The sequence below is a fragment of the Rhodoligotrophos appendicifer genome (assembly GCF_007474605.1).
GTDB lineage: Bacteria > Pseudomonadota > Alphaproteobacteria > Rhizobiales > Im1 > Rhodoligotrophos > Rhodoligotrophos appendicifer.
The window spans coordinates 142118-160258 of record NZ_VHKL01000009.1 but is presented as its reverse complement, the minus strand read 5'-3'; the positions used below and the strand labels follow the sequence as shown (position 1 = coordinate 160258).

At 60.7% G+C, this 18141-nt stretch carries 12 protein-coding genes; 1 reads left to right on the top strand and 11 read right to left on the bottom strand.

Going from position 1 to position 18141, the window contains the following annotated elements; genetic code table 11:
* Window positions 1-84 precede the first annotated feature (84 nt).
* The 5 genes from glgX to FKM97_RS19785 all read right to left on the bottom strand — a co-directional run bounded on the left by glgX (window position 85) and on the right by FKM97_RS19785 (window position 12088).
* Complete coding sequence (gene glgX / locus FKM97_RS19805; RefSeq protein ID WP_246105177.1) at window positions 85-2157, bottom strand: glycogen debranching protein GlgX; 2073 nt, start codon at window positions 2155-2157, stop codon at window positions 85-87.
* A 2-nt stretch (window positions 2158-2159) separates the two neighbouring features.
* Complete coding sequence (glgB, locus tag FKM97_RS19800) at window positions 2160-4388, bottom strand: 1,4-alpha-glucan branching protein GlgB (protein WP_246105176.1); 2229 nt, start codon at window positions 4386-4388, stop codon at window positions 2160-2162.
* Complete coding sequence (gene treS / locus FKM97_RS19795) at window positions 4366-7659, bottom strand: maltose alpha-D-glucosyltransferase (protein WP_144294158.1); 3294 nt, start codon at window positions 7657-7659, stop codon at window positions 4366-4368. The genes glgB and treS overlap by 23 nt, the downstream gene beginning before the upstream one ends.
* 71 nt (window positions 7660-7730) lie before the next feature.
* Window positions 7731-10895, bottom strand: coding sequence for an alpha-1,4-glucan--maltose-1-phosphate maltosyltransferase (locus tag FKM97_RS19790; protein ID WP_170241020.1), 3165 nt, complete (start codon window positions 10893-10895; stop codon window positions 7731-7733).
* Between the two features lie 152 nt (window positions 10896-11047).
* Window positions 11048-12088 carry an aspartate-semialdehyde dehydrogenase gene (locus tag FKM97_RS19785; RefSeq protein WP_144294156.1) on the bottom strand — a complete coding sequence of 347 codons (1041 nt, stop codon included), beginning with the start codon at window positions 12086-12088 and terminating at the stop codon, window positions 11048-11050.
* Window positions 12089-12421: 333 nt separating this feature from the next.
* Here FKM97_RS19785 and FKM97_RS19780 point away from each other — a divergent pair, with 333 nt between their 5' ends.
* The gene (locus tag FKM97_RS19780) at window positions 12422-13492 is read left to right on the top strand and encodes a hypothetical protein (protein WP_144294155.1); all 1071 of its coding nucleotides are present in this window, start codon (window positions 12422-12424) and stop codon (window positions 13490-13492) included.
* Between the two features lie 15 nt (window positions 13493-13507).
* Here the strand turns inward: FKM97_RS19780 and leuB are convergent, their stop codons facing one another.
* The 6 genes from leuB to leuC form a co-directional block, all read right to left on the bottom strand.
* Complete coding sequence (gene leuB / locus FKM97_RS19775) at window positions 13508-14617, bottom strand: 3-isopropylmalate dehydrogenase (RefSeq protein ID WP_144294154.1); 1110 nt, start codon at window positions 14615-14617, stop codon at window positions 13508-13510.
* A gap of 63 nt (window positions 14618-14680) precedes the next feature.
* Entirely contained in the window at window positions 14681-15286 is a 606-nt protein-coding gene (gene leuD, locus FKM97_RS19770; protein WP_144294153.1) for a 3-isopropylmalate dehydratase small subunit, read from the bottom strand.
* A gap of 61 nt (window positions 15287-15347) precedes the next feature.
* The gene (locus tag FKM97_RS19765) at window positions 15348-15557 is read right to left on the bottom strand and encodes a hypothetical protein (RefSeq protein WP_144294152.1); all 210 of its coding nucleotides are present in this window, start codon (window positions 15555-15557) and stop codon (window positions 15348-15350) included.
* Window positions 15554-16126, bottom strand: coding sequence for a hypothetical protein (locus tag FKM97_RS19760; RefSeq protein ID WP_144294151.1), 573 nt, complete (start codon window positions 16124-16126; stop codon window positions 15554-15556). The genes FKM97_RS19765 and FKM97_RS19760 overlap by 4 nt, the downstream gene beginning before the upstream one ends.
* 36 nt (window positions 16127-16162) lie before the next feature.
* A complete protein-coding gene (locus tag FKM97_RS19755) occupies window positions 16163-16588 on the bottom strand; it encodes a metallopeptidase family protein (RefSeq protein WP_144294341.1) in 426 nt (141 codons plus the stop codon).
* Between the two features lie 57 nt (window positions 16589-16645).
* Window positions 16646-18052, bottom strand: a complete 1407-nt coding sequence (gene leuC / locus FKM97_RS19750; protein WP_144294150.1) for a 3-isopropylmalate dehydratase large subunit — start codon at window positions 18050-18052, stop codon at window positions 16646-16648.
* Between the last annotated feature and the right edge of the window lie 89 nt (window positions 18053-18141).

The window sequence follows — 18141 nt, the reverse complement described above, 5'->3', positions numbered from 1 at the left end:
ATTTGATCCATTACAGAATGATGTCGCCGAGTTTTTCTTCCATACGGGATGGCGCGCTGTGCTTCGAGCCCGAAGTCGGCGCATCTACCCCGCCGCCTCCACGATGACGAAGCTCCGGTTCTGGACGTAAAGCCTCTCTCCGCCCGAAAGGTGTTGTCCAGGCTCCTCCTCTCCAGTGCGCAGCAGAACTGTCCACGATGGCCCAACGGGCAGGGTGAAGTCGACATCGGTGGTAGAGGCGTTCATCATCAAATAGAGATCTGGTTCTCCTGTCGCGGCGAGCCTGACCCCCAGGCTGTGGGCGATCGGATCCACCCAATTCTCTGTCTCCATCTCGCCGCCGTCCGGCCGCAGCCAGACGACATCCCTCACGCCGGGCGAGATCTCGGTGCCATGCTTGAAGTCGGGTGATCGCAACAACGGACGCAATCGCCGGAGTTCGGTGAGCTGCGCCACGAAGCTTTGGAGAGACCTGCCGGCATCTCCGACATTCGGCCAATCGATCCAGTTCAGCGCATTCGCTTGGGCATAGGAATTGTTGTTCCCCTGCTGCGTTCGTCCTAATTCGTCTCCCATCAACAGCATAGGAGTGCCCTGCGAAACCAGAAGGGTTGCAAGCATGTTGCGAACCTGCCGGTCTCGAACATCTCTTATGGTCAGATCGGATGTCGGCCCCTCGACGCCGTAATTTGCACTGAAATTATTGTCATTTCCATCCCGGTTCCCCTCCCCATTCGCTTCGTTGTGCTTCCCCTCATAAGAAACGAGGTCCTTTAGGGTGAAGCCGTCATGGGCGGTGATGAAATTGACGGAAGTCCATGCCTTCCGGCCGGCATGGTCGAAGAGGTCTGCTGACCCCAAAAGCCGTCCTGCCAGCTCCGGCACGATTCTCTCGTCACCGCGCCAGAAGGCGCGAACCGTATCCCGGAAGCGATCGTTCCACTCGGCCCATCCCGGTGGAAAGGCGCCCACCTTGTAGCCATCCGGACCCACATCCCAAGGCTCGGCGATCATTTTCACCTTCGCAAGCACCGGATCCTGCGTGACGGCCTGTAGGAATCCGCCGGATGTATCGAAACCGTCCCCGTCCCGGATAAGTGTGGAAGCCAGATCGAAACGGAACCCATCGACGCCCATCACGTCTGTCCAATAGCGCAGGGAATCGACGACCAGCTGGCGCACCTGGGGATGGCGCACATTGAAGCTGTTACCGGTCCCTGTGACATTCACGTAATACCGGGGATCATCCTCGCGCAGCCAGTAATAGGAGGCGTTGTCGATTCCACGAAACGAGAGTGTCGGGCCGATCTCTTCTGTTTCGGCGGTGTGGTTGAAAACCACGTCGAGGATCACCTCGATCCCCGCATCATGCAGCCGGTTAACCATGGTCTTGAAGCGGTTGGGATTCTGCGATGGACCCAGATAAGGCCCATGGGGTGCGAAGAAGCCGAGGGTATTGTAACCCCAATAATTCGCGAGCCCCCTCTGAAACAGGGCAAATTCGTCGACGAAGGCGTGTACCGGCAGCAATTCGACCGAGGTGATCCCGAGTTTCACCAGATGCTCGATGATGGCGCTTGAGCCGACGCCGTCGAAGGTGCCCCGCTCATCGGGCCCGAGCTCGGGATGCAGCATCGTCAGGCCGCCGACATGCGCTTCGTACAGAACGGTGTCGGTCCAGGCATGTCCGGGCGCCTTATGGTCACCCCAAGAAAATGCCGGGTCTATGACCCGGCATTTGGGAACATAAGCTGCGCTGTCCCGGGTGTCGTAGGAAAGATCGGCCTCCGGACTCCCGCGCTGAAACCCGAACACTTCGTCCGTCCACTGGAGAGATCCATGCAGCGCCTTCGCGTAGGGATCGACCAGCAGCTTGTTCGGATTGAACCGATGGCCGCGATGTGGGTCGTAAGGTCCATGAACGCGATAGCCGTAGAGTTGTCCGACCTCGGCATCCGGCAGAGCACCATGCCAGACATCGCCGGTCCTGCCGGGCAGCACCAACCGTGCAACTTCGCGCTCTCCGCTCGAATCGAAGAGGCACAACTCCACCTTGTCGGCATGAGCCGAGAACAAAGCGAAATTGACGCCCGACCCGTCGAAGGTCGCACCGAGCGGCGCTGGCGCGCCCGTCGAAATCCGATAGTCAGTGGCCAAGTTTATTCGGGTTCCAGCACCAGGGTTGCAAGCGGCGGCAGCGTTAGGCAGAGCGAATGCGACCGCCCGTGCCAGGATGCCTCATCCGCCCTGACTGCGCCACCGTTTCCCACGCCGCTGCCGCCATAATCCGCAGCATCGGTATTGACCCGCTCGTGCCAAAGACCGCCCTGTGGCACCCCGATCCTGTAGTCGTGGCGCACGATGGGTGTGAAGTTGCTGACCACGAGCACCGGCTTGTCACCATCGTTTCCGAAACGGAGGTAGCAAATCACGCTGTTCTCGCTGTCGGAGGCGTCCACCCATTGGAATCCGCTCGGATCGCAGTCTTTAGCATGCAGAGCAGGAAGCGAGCGATAGGCTCCGTTGAGATCTCTGACCAGCTTCTGCACGCCGCGATGCATGGGGTCGTCCAGCAGATGCCAGTCGAGGCTGGCATCGTGGTTCCACTCCCGCTCCTGGCCGAACTCGCCTCCCATGAAGAGGAGCTTTTTACCCGGATGCGTCCACATGAACCCGAAATAGGCACGGAGATTGGCGAATTTCTGCCACCTGTCACCGGGCATCCGGCCGAGAAGCGACCCTTTCCCATGAACAACTTCGTCATGAGAGAGCGGCAGCACGAAATTCTCGGAGAACGCATAGAGCAGCCCGAAGGTGAGCTGGTTTTGATGGAAACGCCGATGGATCGGCTCATGGCTCATATAGGACAGGGTGTCGTGCATCCATCCCATGTTCCATTTGTATCCGAAACCGAGCCCACCCAGATAGGTCGGCCGGGAGACGGACGGCCAGGCGGTCGATTCTTCGGCGACGGTGATGGTGCCGGGGAAATGGCCGTAGGCCAGCTCGTTGAGCTGCTTGAGGAAGGACACGGCCTCCAGATTCTCATTACCGCCATACATGTTCGGCACCCACTCGCCGGGCTGCCGGCTGTAGTCGAGATACAGCATGGAGGCGACTGCATCCACGCGCAGTCCGTCGATATGGAACTTGTCCAGCCAGTAGAGCGCGTTGGCCAGGAGGAAATTCAGGACTTCCCGGCGGCCGTAATTGTAGATCAGGGTGCTCCAGTCCTTGTGGAATCCCTGCCGTGGATCCGCATGCTCGTAGAGTGCGGTCCCATCGAAATTGCCGAGCCCATGGGCGTCGGTGGGAAAATGTCCTGGCACCCAGTCGATGATGACGCCGATACCCGCCTGATGCGCCTTTTCCACGAAACGCTGAAAGGCTTCAGGTGAACCGAAACGGCTGGTCGGCGCGAAAAGACCGATGGGCTGGTATCCCCAGGACCCGTCGAATGGAAATTCCGAGATGGGCAGGCATTCGATATGGGTGAATCCCATGTCGCTGACATAGGGGATCAGCCGTTCTCCAAGCTCGTCCCAATTCAACATCCGCCAGCCATCCTGACGCGCCCAGGAGCCGAGATGGCATTCATAGATCGAGACCGGAGCACCGAGGGCTTGCGCCTGCTCCCGCGTCTTCAGCCAGCCTTCGTCTTTCCACGGCAGCGGATCCGACCGCGCCACCTTCGAGGCTGTCTCCGGCGGATGCTCCGACGCGAGGCCCACCGGATCCGCCTTCAGCGGAAGGCGCGATCCGTCTGCGCCGATGATTTCGTATTTGTAGAGTTCACCAGGACCGATCCCCGGAACGAACAATTCCCAAACGCCGCTTCCATGGCGCAGCCGCATCGGATGGATCCGGCCATCCCAATGATTGAAGGACCCGACGACGCTGACCCGTTTGGCATTCGGCGCCCAGACCGCGAAGGCCACGCCGGACACGCCCTCGATCACCCGCAGATGCGCACCGAGGACATCGTAAAGGCGGAGATGCCGCCCCTCCCCGAGAAGATGGATGTCGAGATCGCCGATCGTGGGCGGAAACCGGTAAGGATCCTCCCGGATCTCCTCCGCAGCCGGCCAGCGGACTTTCAATCGGTAGGTGAACCCAGGTGTCTTCTCCGCGACCTCGCCAGAGAAGAAGCCCGCATCATGGATCCGCTGCAGCGATGCCAGGCTATTGCCCTCCGCATCCACGACCTCGACCGCGTCTGCGGTTGGAAGGAACACGTTGACGGTCAGCGGGGCGCCCGAGCCGCCATGCGGCCCGAGGACGGCGAAGGGATCGCCGTGTCGCCCTTCGACAATGGCCTGAATTGCTCCGGGCGCAGGATTCTGCTCTGTTTTGGACTTCGCCTTCTCAAGCGTCTCCGCTGTCGTCACTGGGGGTTCTCTCCCGATTGAGGATCCGCATAAGCCCGGTCAGTGGAATATCGATCCATCGCGGGCGGTTTGAGGCTTCGTACGCGATTTCGTAGAGGGCTTTTTCGAGCAGGAAGAGTTCGAGCAGTGCATCTGCCTCCCGCGCTCCCGGCCAGCTCGGTGAACCTCTCATGGCATCCGTATATGCCTCAAGGAACGCCCTGGTGGTACGGCGGTTCCACAGTTTTGCGGCTTCGACGGCGACCTCGTCGGTGAGAGGCTCGTCCTCGGCCCAACGAATGGCTGAAAACTCCGCATAGTCGAAGGAGCGGATCATGCCGGCGACATCCTTATAGGGGGAAGTCTTCGCGCGTCTTTCCGCAATGGGTCGAGCCGGCTCGCCTTCGAAGTCCACGATGTAGAAATCGTTCTGCGCAACCAGCACTTGGCCCAGATGATAGTCTCCGTGCACGCGGGTCTTGAGCCCGCCCATTTCTTGTTCCGTGAGCTCGTCGATCCGTCTGGCGATCTGCTCCTGGGCGCTCTCGAAACGGGCAAGCGACCTCTGGGCGCTCGCGGGAAGGTCCGAGGGCAGGGTCTTCACGGCTGCCCGTGCCTTCTCATGCTGCTCGTGCACAGCCTTCGCCCAACCTTCTATGTCGTCGCGAGTGACCGGCTCGGCAGCGAACGCAGGGTCATCCGTCTCAATCGCGAGTGCTGCATGGAGATGGCCCGTCCGCTCGCCCAAGGTGTGAGCCATGAGGAGGTAAGGTTCCAATGCATGCTCGAAGCCATCGCCCTCTGCGGCATGGGTAATGGCGGTGTCGTCGATGAACCTCTTGAGCCACTCCAGGGTATAGCTCCAGCCGTCACCCTGATTGCGGATGAATGCGTAAGCTGCACCAAGGATGGCGCTGTCCTCGCCATTCCTGTGTTCGATCGTCCCGAGCAGAGCAGGCGTGTTCTTATAGTCGGCGACCTCCGTGAGGAAGCGACCCATCTCGATCTCCGGCTGCGGCCCATGATGGAGTTTGCGATAGAGCTTCAGCATCACCTTCGCGTCGAGAAGGATCGATGTATTGCTCTGCTCCACGCCCAGCCGCCGGATCTCGGCGTGCTCGGCGATCTCCATGCTTTGCAGGCGTTCGTTTGACCAGAACACCAACTCGCCTTTGTCACTCTCGATCGTCCGTTGCTCTCGCATCCCCGCCAGCATGAGCCGTGCGAAATCTTCGCTTTGCGCCGCATCGAACAGGGCCCCCAGAGTCGGACCGCGGCGCAGTTTGGCCAGGGTGAACGGCAGCAGCGGTGATCCAAAATTGATGTGTTGCTCACCCCAGGCAGCCGCCAGCGGCAGGAGATAGCGCTGTGGCTCCGCATCGGGCGCAGATCGGACGTCGAGTTCCGCAATCACATAGGCACCCTCGGCGCCTTCCAACATTGTTGCGGAAGCGATGCTCACTTCCAGCTGACGCGCGCCCTTCTCCGCAAACCATCTCTGATTGGGCAGGAAGGCCAGGAGGACTTTTTTCTCCAGCAGGATCCTGGATTTGAACCCGAGGATGTCTGCATGGAGGTCGCGGATCACGATGGTGGCGAACTCCGGCACGGCCTCCGGCAACGGATCGTGCCAGGAGGGGAGGTCCGCTTCGCCCGCGAGCCCGAACCAGAAGAAGCCATAGGCCGGCAGTGTGAGCATGTAGGGAAGTTCGCCGATCGGCGGAAATGAGGAGCGTCCCAGCAGCTCCACCGGAACCCGTCCTTTAAAACTCGACAGGTCCAGTTCGACCGCCTGCGCAGACCGCGAGAGATTGGCCACGCAGAGGATCGTCTCGTCCTCATATTGCCGGAGATAAGCGAGAACCTTTCGGTTGCGTGGAAAGAGGAAGGTTAAGGTCCCGCGTCCGAACGCCTGGCGTTGCTTGCGGACGGAGATAATGCGCTTCATCCAGTTCAGCAGCGAGGAACGGTTTGCTTGCTGCGATTCCACATTCACCACCGAGAACCCGTAGACTGGGTCCATCACCGGCGGCAGGAAAAGCCGCTGTGGGTCTGAGCGCGAGAAGCCGCCGTTCCGATCGGAAGACCACTGCATCGGTGTGCGCACGCCGTCGCGATCGCCCAGGAAGAAATTGTCGCCCATGCCCAGCTCATCGCCGTAATAGATGACGGGGGTGCCCGGCATCGAGAACAGGAGAGCGTTCATCAGCTCGATCTTGCGCCGGTCATTGTCCATGAGAGTGGCAAGACGCCGACGGATGCCCAGATTGATCCGGCCGCGCCGTTCGGCGGCGTAATAGTTCCAGAGGTAATCCCGCTCCTTGTCCGTCACCATTTCGAGCGTCAGCTCGTCGTGGTTGCGCAGGAAGATCGCCCACTGGGCATTGTCCGGAATCTCCGGTGTCTGGTCGATGATGTCGGTGATGGGATGCCGGTCTTCCTGCGCCAGTGCCATATACATCCGCGGCATCAGCGGGAAATGGAAGGCCATATGGCATTCGTCGCCGTCGCCGAAATAGGGACGTGTATCCTCCGGCCACTGATTGGCTTCCGCCAGCAGCATGCGCCCCGGGAAGTACGCATCGATCTCGGCACGAATGGTTTTCAGGACCTCATGGGTCTCTGGCAGGTTCTCGTTGTTCGTGCCCTCGCGTTCGCGAAGATAGGGCACCGCATCGAGGCGCAGGCCGTCCACGCCCATCTCCAGCCAGTAATGCATGACCCGGATGACTTCCTTGAGGACCTTCGGGTTCTCGAAGTTCAGATCCGGCTGGTGCGAATAGAACCGGTGCCAGAAATAGGCTTTGGCCTCCGGGTCCCAAGTCCAGTTCGACTTTTCCGTATCGAGGAAGATGATGCGCGTCCCCTGATACTTCTGATCTGTATCGCTCCAGACGTAGAAATCTCGGGCGGCGCTGCCAGGCTTGGCCTTTCGGGCCTTCTGGAACCATGCATGCTGGTCGGACGTGTGATTGATGACCAGCTCGGTGATCACCCGGATTCCGCGCCGATGGGCCTCTCGCACGAACCGGCGGAAATCCTTCATCGTGCCGTAGGAGGGGTTCACCTCCTCGTAATCCGCGATGTCGTAGCCATCGTCTCGGAGCGGAGAGGGATAGAACGGCAGGATCCAGATGGCTGTGACGCCGAGGTCCTGAACGTAATCGAGCTTCTCCATCAGTCCGGCAAAATCTCCGATCCCATCATTGTTGGAGTCGAAGAAGGCCTTGATGTGAAGCTGGTAGACGATGACGTCCTTGTACCAGGTGGGATCGGTCCAATCGACGGCCATATGCTGAAAGCTCCGGGGTGATGGTTAAGCACAGCCTGTTATCCAGGCGGATTGCGGCAGAAGATCCGTTATCACATCGCCTGCACTGGCGGCACTAGCCGCCAGGCGGAATAGGCACGAAAGCCCGGATCGAGGGTGATGGTTTGTGTTTTGCCGCTCCAGGTGAAGCGGTGTTCGTCGACGAGATCAACGACCTCGATGGAAGCCCCGTCCGGCAGCCCAAGGGCCCACAGCGGGATTTCCATCGCAGCGCTCTGGACATTGTGCGGGTCGAGATTGACGGCGATGACCACGCAATTGTCCAAGGACTCCGTGATCTTGTAATAGGCGATGATGTTGTCGTTCCAGCAGTTCAGGAACCTGAGATTGGCGAACTCCCAAAGGGCAGGATTGTCTTTCCGGATCCGGTTGATGATCGCCACGTCGCCCCGGATGTTCCCTGGACGCTCCCAGTCCCACGCCCGGATCTCATACTTCTCCGAATCCAGATACTCCTCCCGCCCGGGGAGCGCAGCCGCCTCGCATAACTCGAAGCCGCTATAGATCCCATAGACGGTGGAGAGCGTCGCCGCCAGCACGAGCCGTGCCTGGAACCCGGCGCGGCCGCTGGTCTGAAGATAAACGGGATTGATGTCGGGCGTATTCGTGAAGAAGTTGGGACGCATATAGTCTTCGGGCCCCTGAGTCGTGAGCTCGGTGAGATACTCGGTCAGTTCGTACTTCGTGTTTCGCCAAGTGAAATAACTGTAGGACTGAGTAAATCCGAGCTTCGCAAGTCGCTTCATCACCTTGGGCCGAGTGAAGGCCTCGGCGAGAAAGATCGCGTCCGGGTGCTGGTCCTGCACCTCGCGGATCATCCACTCCCAGAATGGAAAAGGCTTCGTATGGGGATTGTCGACCCGGAAGATCTTGACGCCTTTGGTGGCCCAGAACAGCACGACGTCCCGAAGCGCATACCAGAGGTCCGGATAGGCGCCACGATAGAAATGGACATTGATGATGTCCTCATACTTCTTCGGAGGGTTCTCCGCATACTTGATTGTGCCGTCCGGTCGCCAGTCGAACCACTCGGGATGCTCTTTGATCCATGGGTGATCGGGCGAACATTGGATCGCGAAGTCGAGGGCGATCTCCAATCCGTGCTCCCGCGCGGCGATCACCAGGCGCTCGAAATCCTCGAAACTTCCCAGCTCCGGATGCAAGGCATCGTGCCCGCCTTCGGCTGAGCCGATGGCATAGGGACTGCCGGGATCCTCCGCGCTCGGCGTGAGCGTGTTGTTGCGGCCCTTTCGATTCTTGCGGCCGATGGGATGGATCGGCGGGAAATAGAGAACGTCGAAGCCCATGTCGCGCACATAAGGCAGCCGGCTGATGACGTCGTCGAACGTGCCGTGCCTGTTCACGTCGCCGGACTGGGATCTCGGCATAAGCTCATACCACGCCGAAACCGCCGCCGCCCGGCGCTCGACGATCACCTGCAGCGTTCGCTCACAGGTTGTGAGGTTGGCCCGGGGCGCCGTAAGCCGCATCAAGGCCATCGTCTGCGGGGACATCAAGGCTTCGATCTGGGCGGATTCTGGCGCGACCTTGGTGAGATCTTCCAGTGCTGAGAGCTCGGGTCCGTCCGCATGTGACATGGCCTCCCGGACGAGAGCCAGCCCTTCCCGAAGCTCCAGTCCGACATCCACACCAGCAGCCTGCTTCTTGCCCACCTCGTATTGCCAATAGCCGAAATTGTCCTTCCACCCGGTGAGACGATAGTCGTAGCGCCCGATCTTGCTGAGTTGAAAGCTGCCGCTCCAGCGATCGTTGATGACATGGGTCATCGGGGTCTCGATCCACGCGTCTGCGCCAGGCTCCCTGTAGAGCAGGGCGGCCGCAGTCACATCATGCCCGTCTGAAAAGATGTCGGCTTCGACCGTCAGCACGTCACCCACGAGGCGTTTTGCTGGAAACCGGCCAAAATCGATCTCCGGGCTCACCGCCTCGATGGCAATGCGCTCTTCGGCCAGATCGTCGATCGACAGCTCATGCGGGCGAGCTGCGGCGATCGCCGCGGCAGCCCCCCGCAACAGCACCGTCTCATGGGGCGTCAGCACATCGGAAGGCGTGGAGCGGCTCGGTGTAACGTCATCGAAGGACTCGAACCGCCCGCCCGCTGCGGCGAGGATCCTTGCCAGGCCCGGGCCCGACTGGGCGGAACCCGTGGGATTGATCAGCACGACGACGGCGTTCTCTGCTGCGGTGTCGCTCTCCTGATCGAGACGGAGGAAACCTGCAAGGGCATTGTCGGGTGCCACCACGGGCCGAAGCAGTCGCTCCTGTGCCAGCGCTGGCTGTGAGGATTTCAGCGCATTGGCGTCCCTTATGAAAGACGACAGGTCGAACTGCTTGTCCGCCTCATGGCGCTCCCAGTGTCCTTCTTCGACTTCGGCCGCATGCGGGAAACTGCGCAGCCCGAACTCAAATCCCATGGGGCACCAGACACCCGCTGAGAACCCGATCGCAAACAGATAGCGTTGCCGATACAGACGCTCGATCTCCGCGGCCGGCAAATGCCCGAAATTGCTGGACAGGCGTCCGGTGCGGACGTCCTCGGGAAAGGCGATCGTCGGAGTAAGTCGCCTCAGCTGGTCATATTGCGTGAACGCCCATTCCTGCCGGAAATCCCACCACGCCGAGCTGTTGAAGACGAGATCGAAGCTTCCGTCTTGCAAGACACTCAGCGTCGTATCGATTGCGGCCGGGAGTGTATCCGCAATGAGGATCGCGTCCCCGGCCTGCTGCTTCAGCCGGCTCCAGATCCATGCCGGCACAGCATGGGCCCGTCGGCAGCGGAAGCCGGCCACGCCCATCTCTTTCGCTCTGGTGATCTGTTCGGCAATGTGGCTGAGGCTTTCCTCTGCCCGGTCTCCGAAGAGATCCAGCCGCGCCGGCTCCTCCGGTGCAATGGCGATATCGACCAGGACCGCGAGCCCCTCGCGGCCCGCTTGCTCCACGACGCCGGCCAGGATGTCCTCGGGCGTCCTCTGATCTTCGCCCCGGACCAGCCGATGAAGGTCGTGAGGCTCGATGCCGATTTCGAAGAAGCCGGGTGAGGGCGCCGTTGACGAGGGATCGATATGAAGGGCGTCGAAGCCCATCGCTGCGATCCGCTGAAATTGCGAACCCCATGAGGAGGCAGGCCCCGCGAGCAGGGGATTGAAGCCATAGATCCTCGGGGTCAGCCGCAGCATTGCGGCATTCCGCCCGATGGGTGCTTTCTTCGCGCTCCTTGAGGTCTTTTGCTGCATCCGCTCCGCTCCGCCGAAAACTAACTAAACCAGGAGCGGTGGATCGGTTCCCTCACGAAGAACCCCTCTCCTCGTGATGAGGAGGGGGGTAAACCTCAAGCGGCCTTCCGGATCAATCCGCGATTGACCAGCGCCTCTGCGATCTGCACGCTGTTCAGCGCCGCTCCCTTGCGCAAATTGTCCGAAACCACCCAGAGCGCAAGTCCGTTATCGACTGTGGGATCGACCCGGATTCGGCTCACGAATGTGGCGTAGTCTCCCACGGCCTCGACGGGCGTCACATAGCCGCCGGCCTCACGCTTGTCGATGACCAGAACGCCGGGCGCCTCGCGCAGGATCTCGCGCGCTTCCTCGTCGGAAATCGGGTTCTCGAACTCGATGTTGATCGCCTCGGAATGTCCAACGAAGACCGGCACGCGGACGCAGGTGGCGGTGACTTTGATCCGGGGATCGAGAATCTTCTTCGTCTCGACCACCATCTTCCATTCTTCCTTCGTATATCCGTCTTCCATGAAGACATCGATATGGGGGATGACGTTGAAGGCGATCTGTTTGGTGAACTTGGCTGGATCGACCTCTTGCCCGGGCACATATTTGCCCTTTGTCTGGTTCCACAGCTCGTCCATCGCGTCCTTGCCGGCACCCGACACCGACTGATAGGTCGACACCACCACACGCTTGATCTTGGCCGCGTCATGCAGCGGCTTCAGGGCCACCACCATTTGTGCGGTCGAGCAATTGGGATTGGCGATGATGTTGCGCCGATTGGGTCGCGCCATATAGGCCTCGAGCGCCTGTGCATTGACCTCGGGGACGATCAGCGGCACGTCTTGCTCGTAGCGGAAGCAAGAGGAATTATCGATGACCATGGCGCCCTTTGCGCCGATCCGCGGCGACCATTCCTTCGATACGGCCGACCCGGCCGACATCAGGCAGAAATCGATCCCTGAGAAATCGAAATGCTCCAGATCCTGGCATTTGATCGTACGGTCGCCGAATGAAACCTCGACGCCCTGCGACCGCCGCGAGGCGACGGCATGGATTTCGTCGACGGGAAATTCCCGCTCGTCGAGAATGTTGAGCATCTCGCGGCCGACATTTCCGGTGGCGCCGACAACTGCAACCTTGTAGCCCATGTGAATTCTCCTAATAGGCAGCGCTCTCTCCCGGAACAGGCCATCGGACTGGCCCAGTGCGTCTCTCCCGCCGGGAGAGATTGCGGAAGAGGCAGCGTTACGCGCCCGTCTTTGTGACGGCGCGTTTGGCAGTCGTCGTTTTCGTCGTGAAAATGATGTGCAGGTTGCTCATCGACATGCCCAGCCCGGAACACCCGCGTTAACGCGCGCGGGACCCCAGCTTCGTGCATGAGCGGCGGGTCGTTGTCAAGGACCAGCGCGACCTTGGGGGGTGTCGGCACGAAAAGGACTAACCCGGTCTCTGGAGTGGCCCGTCCCCGCCGGAATTGCGCCATGCACGACTGCAATGCACGACGCATATTTTCTTCGCGTTACGAGGCCTCATTGAAACAGTCGATAATTGTCTTTCTTGCAGCTTTTCACACCGTCGCAGCAGCGGCCGAACCAGCTCTTCGGGATCCTGGCATGACCAAACCGGTATTCGAGGTCGGGGCTCGGTATTGGTACAGCACCGGCACATTAAGGACCTCCCTGAGCAATCCTGGCGATTGGGGAGGCTCCACGCTCGACTACACCGACCTAAATGCCTCGAGCCTTGAAACATTCTTCCGTGGTGAACGGAGTGGTTTCGTTTTGAAAGGCTTCATGGGCCTCGGGATGATCACCTCAGGAACGTTCCGCGACAAAGATTACTACCGCTTGGCTGGCGGAATGATCACATGGTCGGACACCACGTCGAACATCAATGCAGGCTCGGCCACGGATGGGAGCCGTCTTGTTTATGGTGCGTTGGATCTCGGCTACAGAGGGGTTCCCTTTGCGAGGTACCCCGGCATCCGGCTTGGCGGTTTTGCGGGTCTTACCTACTGGAATGAGGTGCTGGACGCATATGGAATGATCGCCAACCCCGTCGACGACCGCGCAGGCGAAGCCATCGCGGCGATCAACAGCCACTTGGAGCAGTTCGGCGGCGAGGAGGTTCCTTCTTTTGAACCGGGTGAAGTGGCCGTACCTTTTGCAAATCGCTTGATCCGGAATGACGGCCTTTGGTTTGGTCCGCGCATAGGAGCGGAGTTTGCGATCGATCTCGGCAACGGGCTGGGGCTTTCCGGTGAGGCAGCCTTTTTGCCATTTCTGTTTCTGAAGGCTGACGACAGCCACTTTTTCAGAAGGCCCCCATTCCCGAACTTTCTGGCAAGGGGTGCAGGCATGGGCGCTCAGCTCCAGCTCGTCGCGACATGGCGCATCGATGAAAGCTGGGAAGTGGGCGTCGGCGGTCGATACTGGTATGCGTCTGCCGACCGCGACGATAGGGCTCCCGTTCCCAGTGTGCATGGGAGCGATCGCAAGGACTTCGTCAACTGGCGCTATGGAGCTTTCGCCCAGGCGAGTTACCGCTTCTGATGCGAGGGCGGCAACTCAGGCTGAAGCGGCAAGCTCCTGCCTGATCGCCGTTCCCATCTCCGTGGTCGAGACCTCGCGCATGCCTGACTGCATGATGTCCCGAGTGCGCAGGCCCTGGTCCAGCACCTTTGCGATCGCTTGGTCCAGCTTGTCTGCCCACTCGCCCATGCCGAAGGAGTAGCGCAGGGCCATTCCGAAAGACGCAATGGTGGCGATCGGATTGGCGATGCCTTGGCCGGTGATGTCGGGCGCCGAACCGTGCACCGGCTCGTACATGCTCTTGCGCCGGCCGGTTTTCTCGTCAGGCGCCCCAAGCGAAGCCGAGGGCAGCATGCCAAGCGAGCCCGTCAGCATCGCCGCGACGTCGGAAAGCATGTCGCCGAACAGATTGTCCGTCACGATGACGTCGAACTGCTTCGGCTGCCGGACCAGTTGCATGCCGCAATTATCGGCCAGCATGTGCTCATAGGTGATGTCGGAATATTCGCGCGAATGCACCTGCCGCGCGACCTCGTCCCACAGCACGCCGGACTTCATCACGTTCTTCTTATCCGAGGAGGTGACCTTCTTCCTCCGTGTCCGCGCCAGTTCGCAGGCCACCCGCACGATCCGTTCGATTTCGAAGGTCTGGTAGACTTGCGTGTCCACCGCCCGCTTCTGTCCGTTGCCCAGATCGACGATCTCCTTCGGCTCGCCGAAATAGACGCCGCCGGTCAGCTCGCGCACGATCAGGATGTCGAGCCCTTCGACCAGCTCTCGTTTCAGCGCTGACGCGTCGGCCAAGGCCCCATAGCAGATCGCCGGTCGCAGATTGGCGAACAGCCCAAGATCCTTCCGCAGCCGCAGCAGGCCGGCCTCCGGCCGCTTCTCATAAGGCACGGCATCCCACTTGGGACCGCCGACGGCGCCGAACATCACGGCGTCGGAGGCTTGCGCCAGATCCATCGCCGCTTCAGAGATAGCCTCTCCATAGGCGTCATACGCGCTGCCGCCCACGAGGTCCTGCTCGACCTCGAACCGGGCGATGCCCTGGTGATTGAACCAGTCGATGAGGGTCTGGACTTCGGCCATGACCTCCACGCCGATGCCGTCACCGGGAAGCATGAGTATATTGAATGTGGGCATGGAAGGATCCTGCGCGGTTATGGGCGTTTTTTTGATGTGTTGGGCAGTGGTGATGTCAGGGTCTTACAGCCAGACGCGGCTCGCATGCGCCTTTTGCTCATAGGCTCCGATGGACGCGTCCTTCTGCATCGTGAGACCGATATCGTCGAGACCTTCGATGAGACACTGCTTGCGGAAGGGATCGATCTCGAAGTGGACCTCGCCGCCATCCGGCCCTTTGATGACCTGGTTCGGCAGGTCGATCGTCAGGGTCGCGTTGGACCCCCGGCTGGCATCGTCCATCAGCTTCTCGAGATCCTCCGGCGACACCACGATGGGCAGCACCCCGTTTTTGAAACAATTGTTGTAGAAGATGTCCGCAAACGAGGTGGAGATGACGCAGCGGATGCCGAAATCGAGAAGCGCCCAGGGGGCATGCTCCCGGCTCGAACCGCATCCGAAATTCTCTCCCGCGACCAAGATCTGCGCATTGCGATAGGCCGGCTTGTTCAGCACGAAATCGGGCTTCTCCGAACCATCGTCTTCGAAACGCAAATCGAAGAACAATCCTTCCTTGAGGCCGCTGCGCTTGATGGTCTTGAGGAACTGCTTAGGAATGATCTGGTCCGTGTCGATGTTGATCATCGGCAAGGGAGCTGCAATGCCTGTCAGTTCGACGAATTTGTCCATGAAGCATTCTCCGGAAACATGATGGGGTATTGCCCGCCTAGCTGCGCGCGGTCAAGTGTCCTTACCCGCCGGCATAGGTGGAATAGAGGTGCCAGAGCAGATACGCGGCCAGGACCACGCTGAGGCCACGTCCCAACCTTTTGCCCCAGATCGTGGCGGGATCGCTGTCGTCATACTCAGGCTGCGCAGGGTCGCCCGTGAGCAGCCTCTCGCTCTGCTGCTCCATGCGCCTCAGATCATTCGAGGAATCGGGCCCGTGTTCCTCGTTCATTCGGCATGTCTTTTCGCGAATGACGGAGAGGGCCTCGACCCGGAACCGCCAATGATGACCTGGACGCGACTAGGCTTTGCATCGCGGTAGCAGGCTTTGAGCATGCTGCATCTCTTCGGACCCGGGGCGTGGAACTCGTCGCCTCTCGAATTCGAGAAGAGTGAGGCGCAGATCGTTCCGATGTCCCGTTCCTTCAGCCACCCGGCAGTCTTTCCCTGCTGAACGGCGAAGCAGTCGGCCCTGCTCTCGCTTTGTCCGACATGCTGGTGGCCGCACTCATGAGCGAAGACGAAGAGTTGGGACACGCGAGGGAGGCGCGCGAGCTTCCTCGGGTTCAGGATGATCAACCCCTTCATCGCGCCGCCATAGTCATAGAAATGCGGACTGATGAGGGTGCGGCTCCCGCCGCATCTCACTGGCTGGCCTGCGACCATGGCCTGGCCAGGATCCTTGAGCGTCGCATTACGCGTGATGGAATCGACGAGAGAGGGCTTGGTCGGCTTCTTCTGTGCGAGCGCCACGTTCACGGCAGAAAGGAGAAGGAGGATCGCGAGAAGGGCAGGCAACAAGACTCGGATCTCCCCTTTTCCGCTGTCATGCGAAGGTCAGGCGCTGGCCTCCGCCTCGATTTGTTCCATATCCTCGTCCGACAGGCCGAAATGGTGGCCGAGTTCATGGATCAGGACATGCGCGACGATGTCCCCCAGCGTGTCTTCGTGCTCAGCCCAGTAATCGAGGATGGGCCGCCGGTAGAGCCAGATCATGTTCGGCATCTGCCCAGTCCGCGGCGTCCCGCCATCCGCAACCATGCCCACTCCGTGGAACAGGCCCAGGAGGTCGAATGGAGTTTCTGCGTTGAGATCCTTGAGCACCTCTTCGGTCGGAAAGTCCGAGACCCGAACGATGATGTCGCCGCACAAGTCGCGAAACGCGTCGGGGAGCTGGGCGTAAGCCTCCGCGGCCAACGCCTCTATGTCGTCGAGAGAAGGTGCGATGAAGCGTGAGCGGTCCGGCCGGTACTCGCCCGTCACCGCATAGCTGCTTCGATATGGTTTATAACTGCCCAAGGCTGATTTCTGCTCCTGTGCTCAATGCCACTGTCGTACATCGACAAACCGTCCGGTGATGGCGGCAGCGGCAGCCATGGCGGGCGAGACGAGGTGGGTGCGGCCACCCTTGCCCTGCCGGCCTTCGAAGTTTCTGTTGGAGGTCGAGGCGCAGCGCTCCTTGGGGCTGAGCTTGTCGGCGTTCATGGCCAGGCACATGGAGCAACCTGGCTCGCGCCAGTCGAAGCCGGCCGCCTTGAAGATGCGGTCGAGCCCTTCGGCTTCCGCCTGGATCTTCACCAGTCCGGAGCCCGGGACGATCATCGCATTGACATGGCCGTTGACATGATGGCCCTCGACCACCTTCGCCACCGCGCGCAGATCCTCGATGCGCCCATTGGTGCAGGAGCCGATGAACACCCGGTCGATGCTGATGTCGGTCATCTTCGTGCCGGCCGTCAGGCCCATATACTCCAGCGCCCGCTGCATCGACTGGCGCTTGGCCTCGTCGATGATGGCAGCCGGATCCGGCACGCAACCGGTGATCGCCACCACATCCTCCGGACTTGTGCCCCAGGTCACGATCGGCGGCAGCGTCGCGGCGTCGAGCTTCAGCTCGTGATCGAAATGCGCACTCTCTTCCGTGTACAGAGTGTCCCAGTACCGCCGAGCCGCGTCCCAGGCCTCGCCCTTCGGCGACATCGGCCGGTCCTTGAAATAGGCATAGGTCGTCTCGTCCGGCGCGATCATCCCGGCCCGCGCCCCGCCTTCGATCGACATGTTGCAGACCGTCATCCGCCCTTCGATGGACAGGGCGCGAATGGCCTCGCCGGCATATTCGATCACATGGCCGGTGCCGCCCGCCGTCCCGATCTCGCCGATGATCGAGAGGATGATGTCCTTCGACGTCACGCCGGGCGGCAGCGTGCCGTCCACCGTGACGCGCATGTTCTTCGCCTTCTTCTGGATCAGCGTCTGCGTCGCGAGGACATGCTCCACCTCCGAGGTGCCGATCCCATGGGCCAGAGCCCCGAATGCACCGTGGGTTGAGGTGTGGCTGTCGCCGCACACGATCGTCGTTCCCGGAAGGGTGAACCCTTGCTCCGGCCCGATGATGTGCACGATCCCCTGCCGCTTGTCCCGCTCGTTGAAATACTCGATCCCGAAATCCCGCGCATTCTGCGCCAGCGTCTCGATCTGGAAGGCGGACTCCGGATCGTCGATGCCTAGGCTGCGATCGGTGGTGGGAATGTTATGGTCGACCACCGCCAGCGTCTTTTTCGGCGCACGGACTTTTCTGCCGGCGACGCGCAGCCCTTCGAAAGCCTGGGGGCTCGTCACTTCATGCACCAGATGGCGGTCGATATAGAGGAGGCAGGTCCCGTCCTCGGCCTCATGGACAACATGATCGTCCCAGATCTTGTCATACAGGGTACGGGGCGCACTCATAGCTCGGTCGTTCTCCTCGGGTCTTGGCGGCAGCATCTCATATGACCAGCGCGCAGGCCCCGGTCAAGACTACCTCAATTGGCGTAAAT

What these genes read in the sequence shown, in the direction of transcription:
- leuD (WP_144294153.1), bottom strand. Translation starts at nt 15,286, where the DNA reads ATGGACAAATTCGTCGAACTGACAGGCATTGCAGCTCCCTTGCCGATG.
- treS (WP_144294158.1), bottom strand. Translation starts at nt 7,659, where the DNA reads ATGGCCGTCGATTGGACCGATCCCACCTGGTACAAGGACGTCATCGTC.
- FKM97_RS19765 (WP_144294152.1), bottom strand. Translation starts at nt 15,557, where the DNA reads ATGAACGAGGAACACGGGCCCGATTCCTCGAATGATCTGAGGCGCATG.
- FKM97_RS19780 (WP_144294155.1), top strand. Translation starts at nt 12,422, where the DNA reads ATGCACGACTGCAATGCACGACGCATATTTTCTTCGCGTTACGAGGCC.
- FKM97_RS19790 (WP_170241020.1), bottom strand. Translation starts at nt 10,895, where the DNA reads ATGCTGCGGCTGACCCCGAGGATCTATGGCTTCAATCCCCTGCTCGCG.
- FKM97_RS19785 (WP_144294156.1), bottom strand. Translation starts at nt 12,088, where the DNA reads ATGGGCTACAAGGTTGCAGTTGTCGGCGCCACCGGAAATGTCGGCCGC.
- leuC (WP_144294150.1), bottom strand. Translation starts at nt 18,052, where the DNA reads ATGAGTGCGCCCCGTACCCTGTATGACAAGATCTGGGACGATCATGTT.
- leuB (WP_144294154.1), bottom strand. Translation starts at nt 14,617, where the DNA reads ATGCCCACATTCAATATACTCATGCTTCCCGGTGACGGCATCGGCGTG.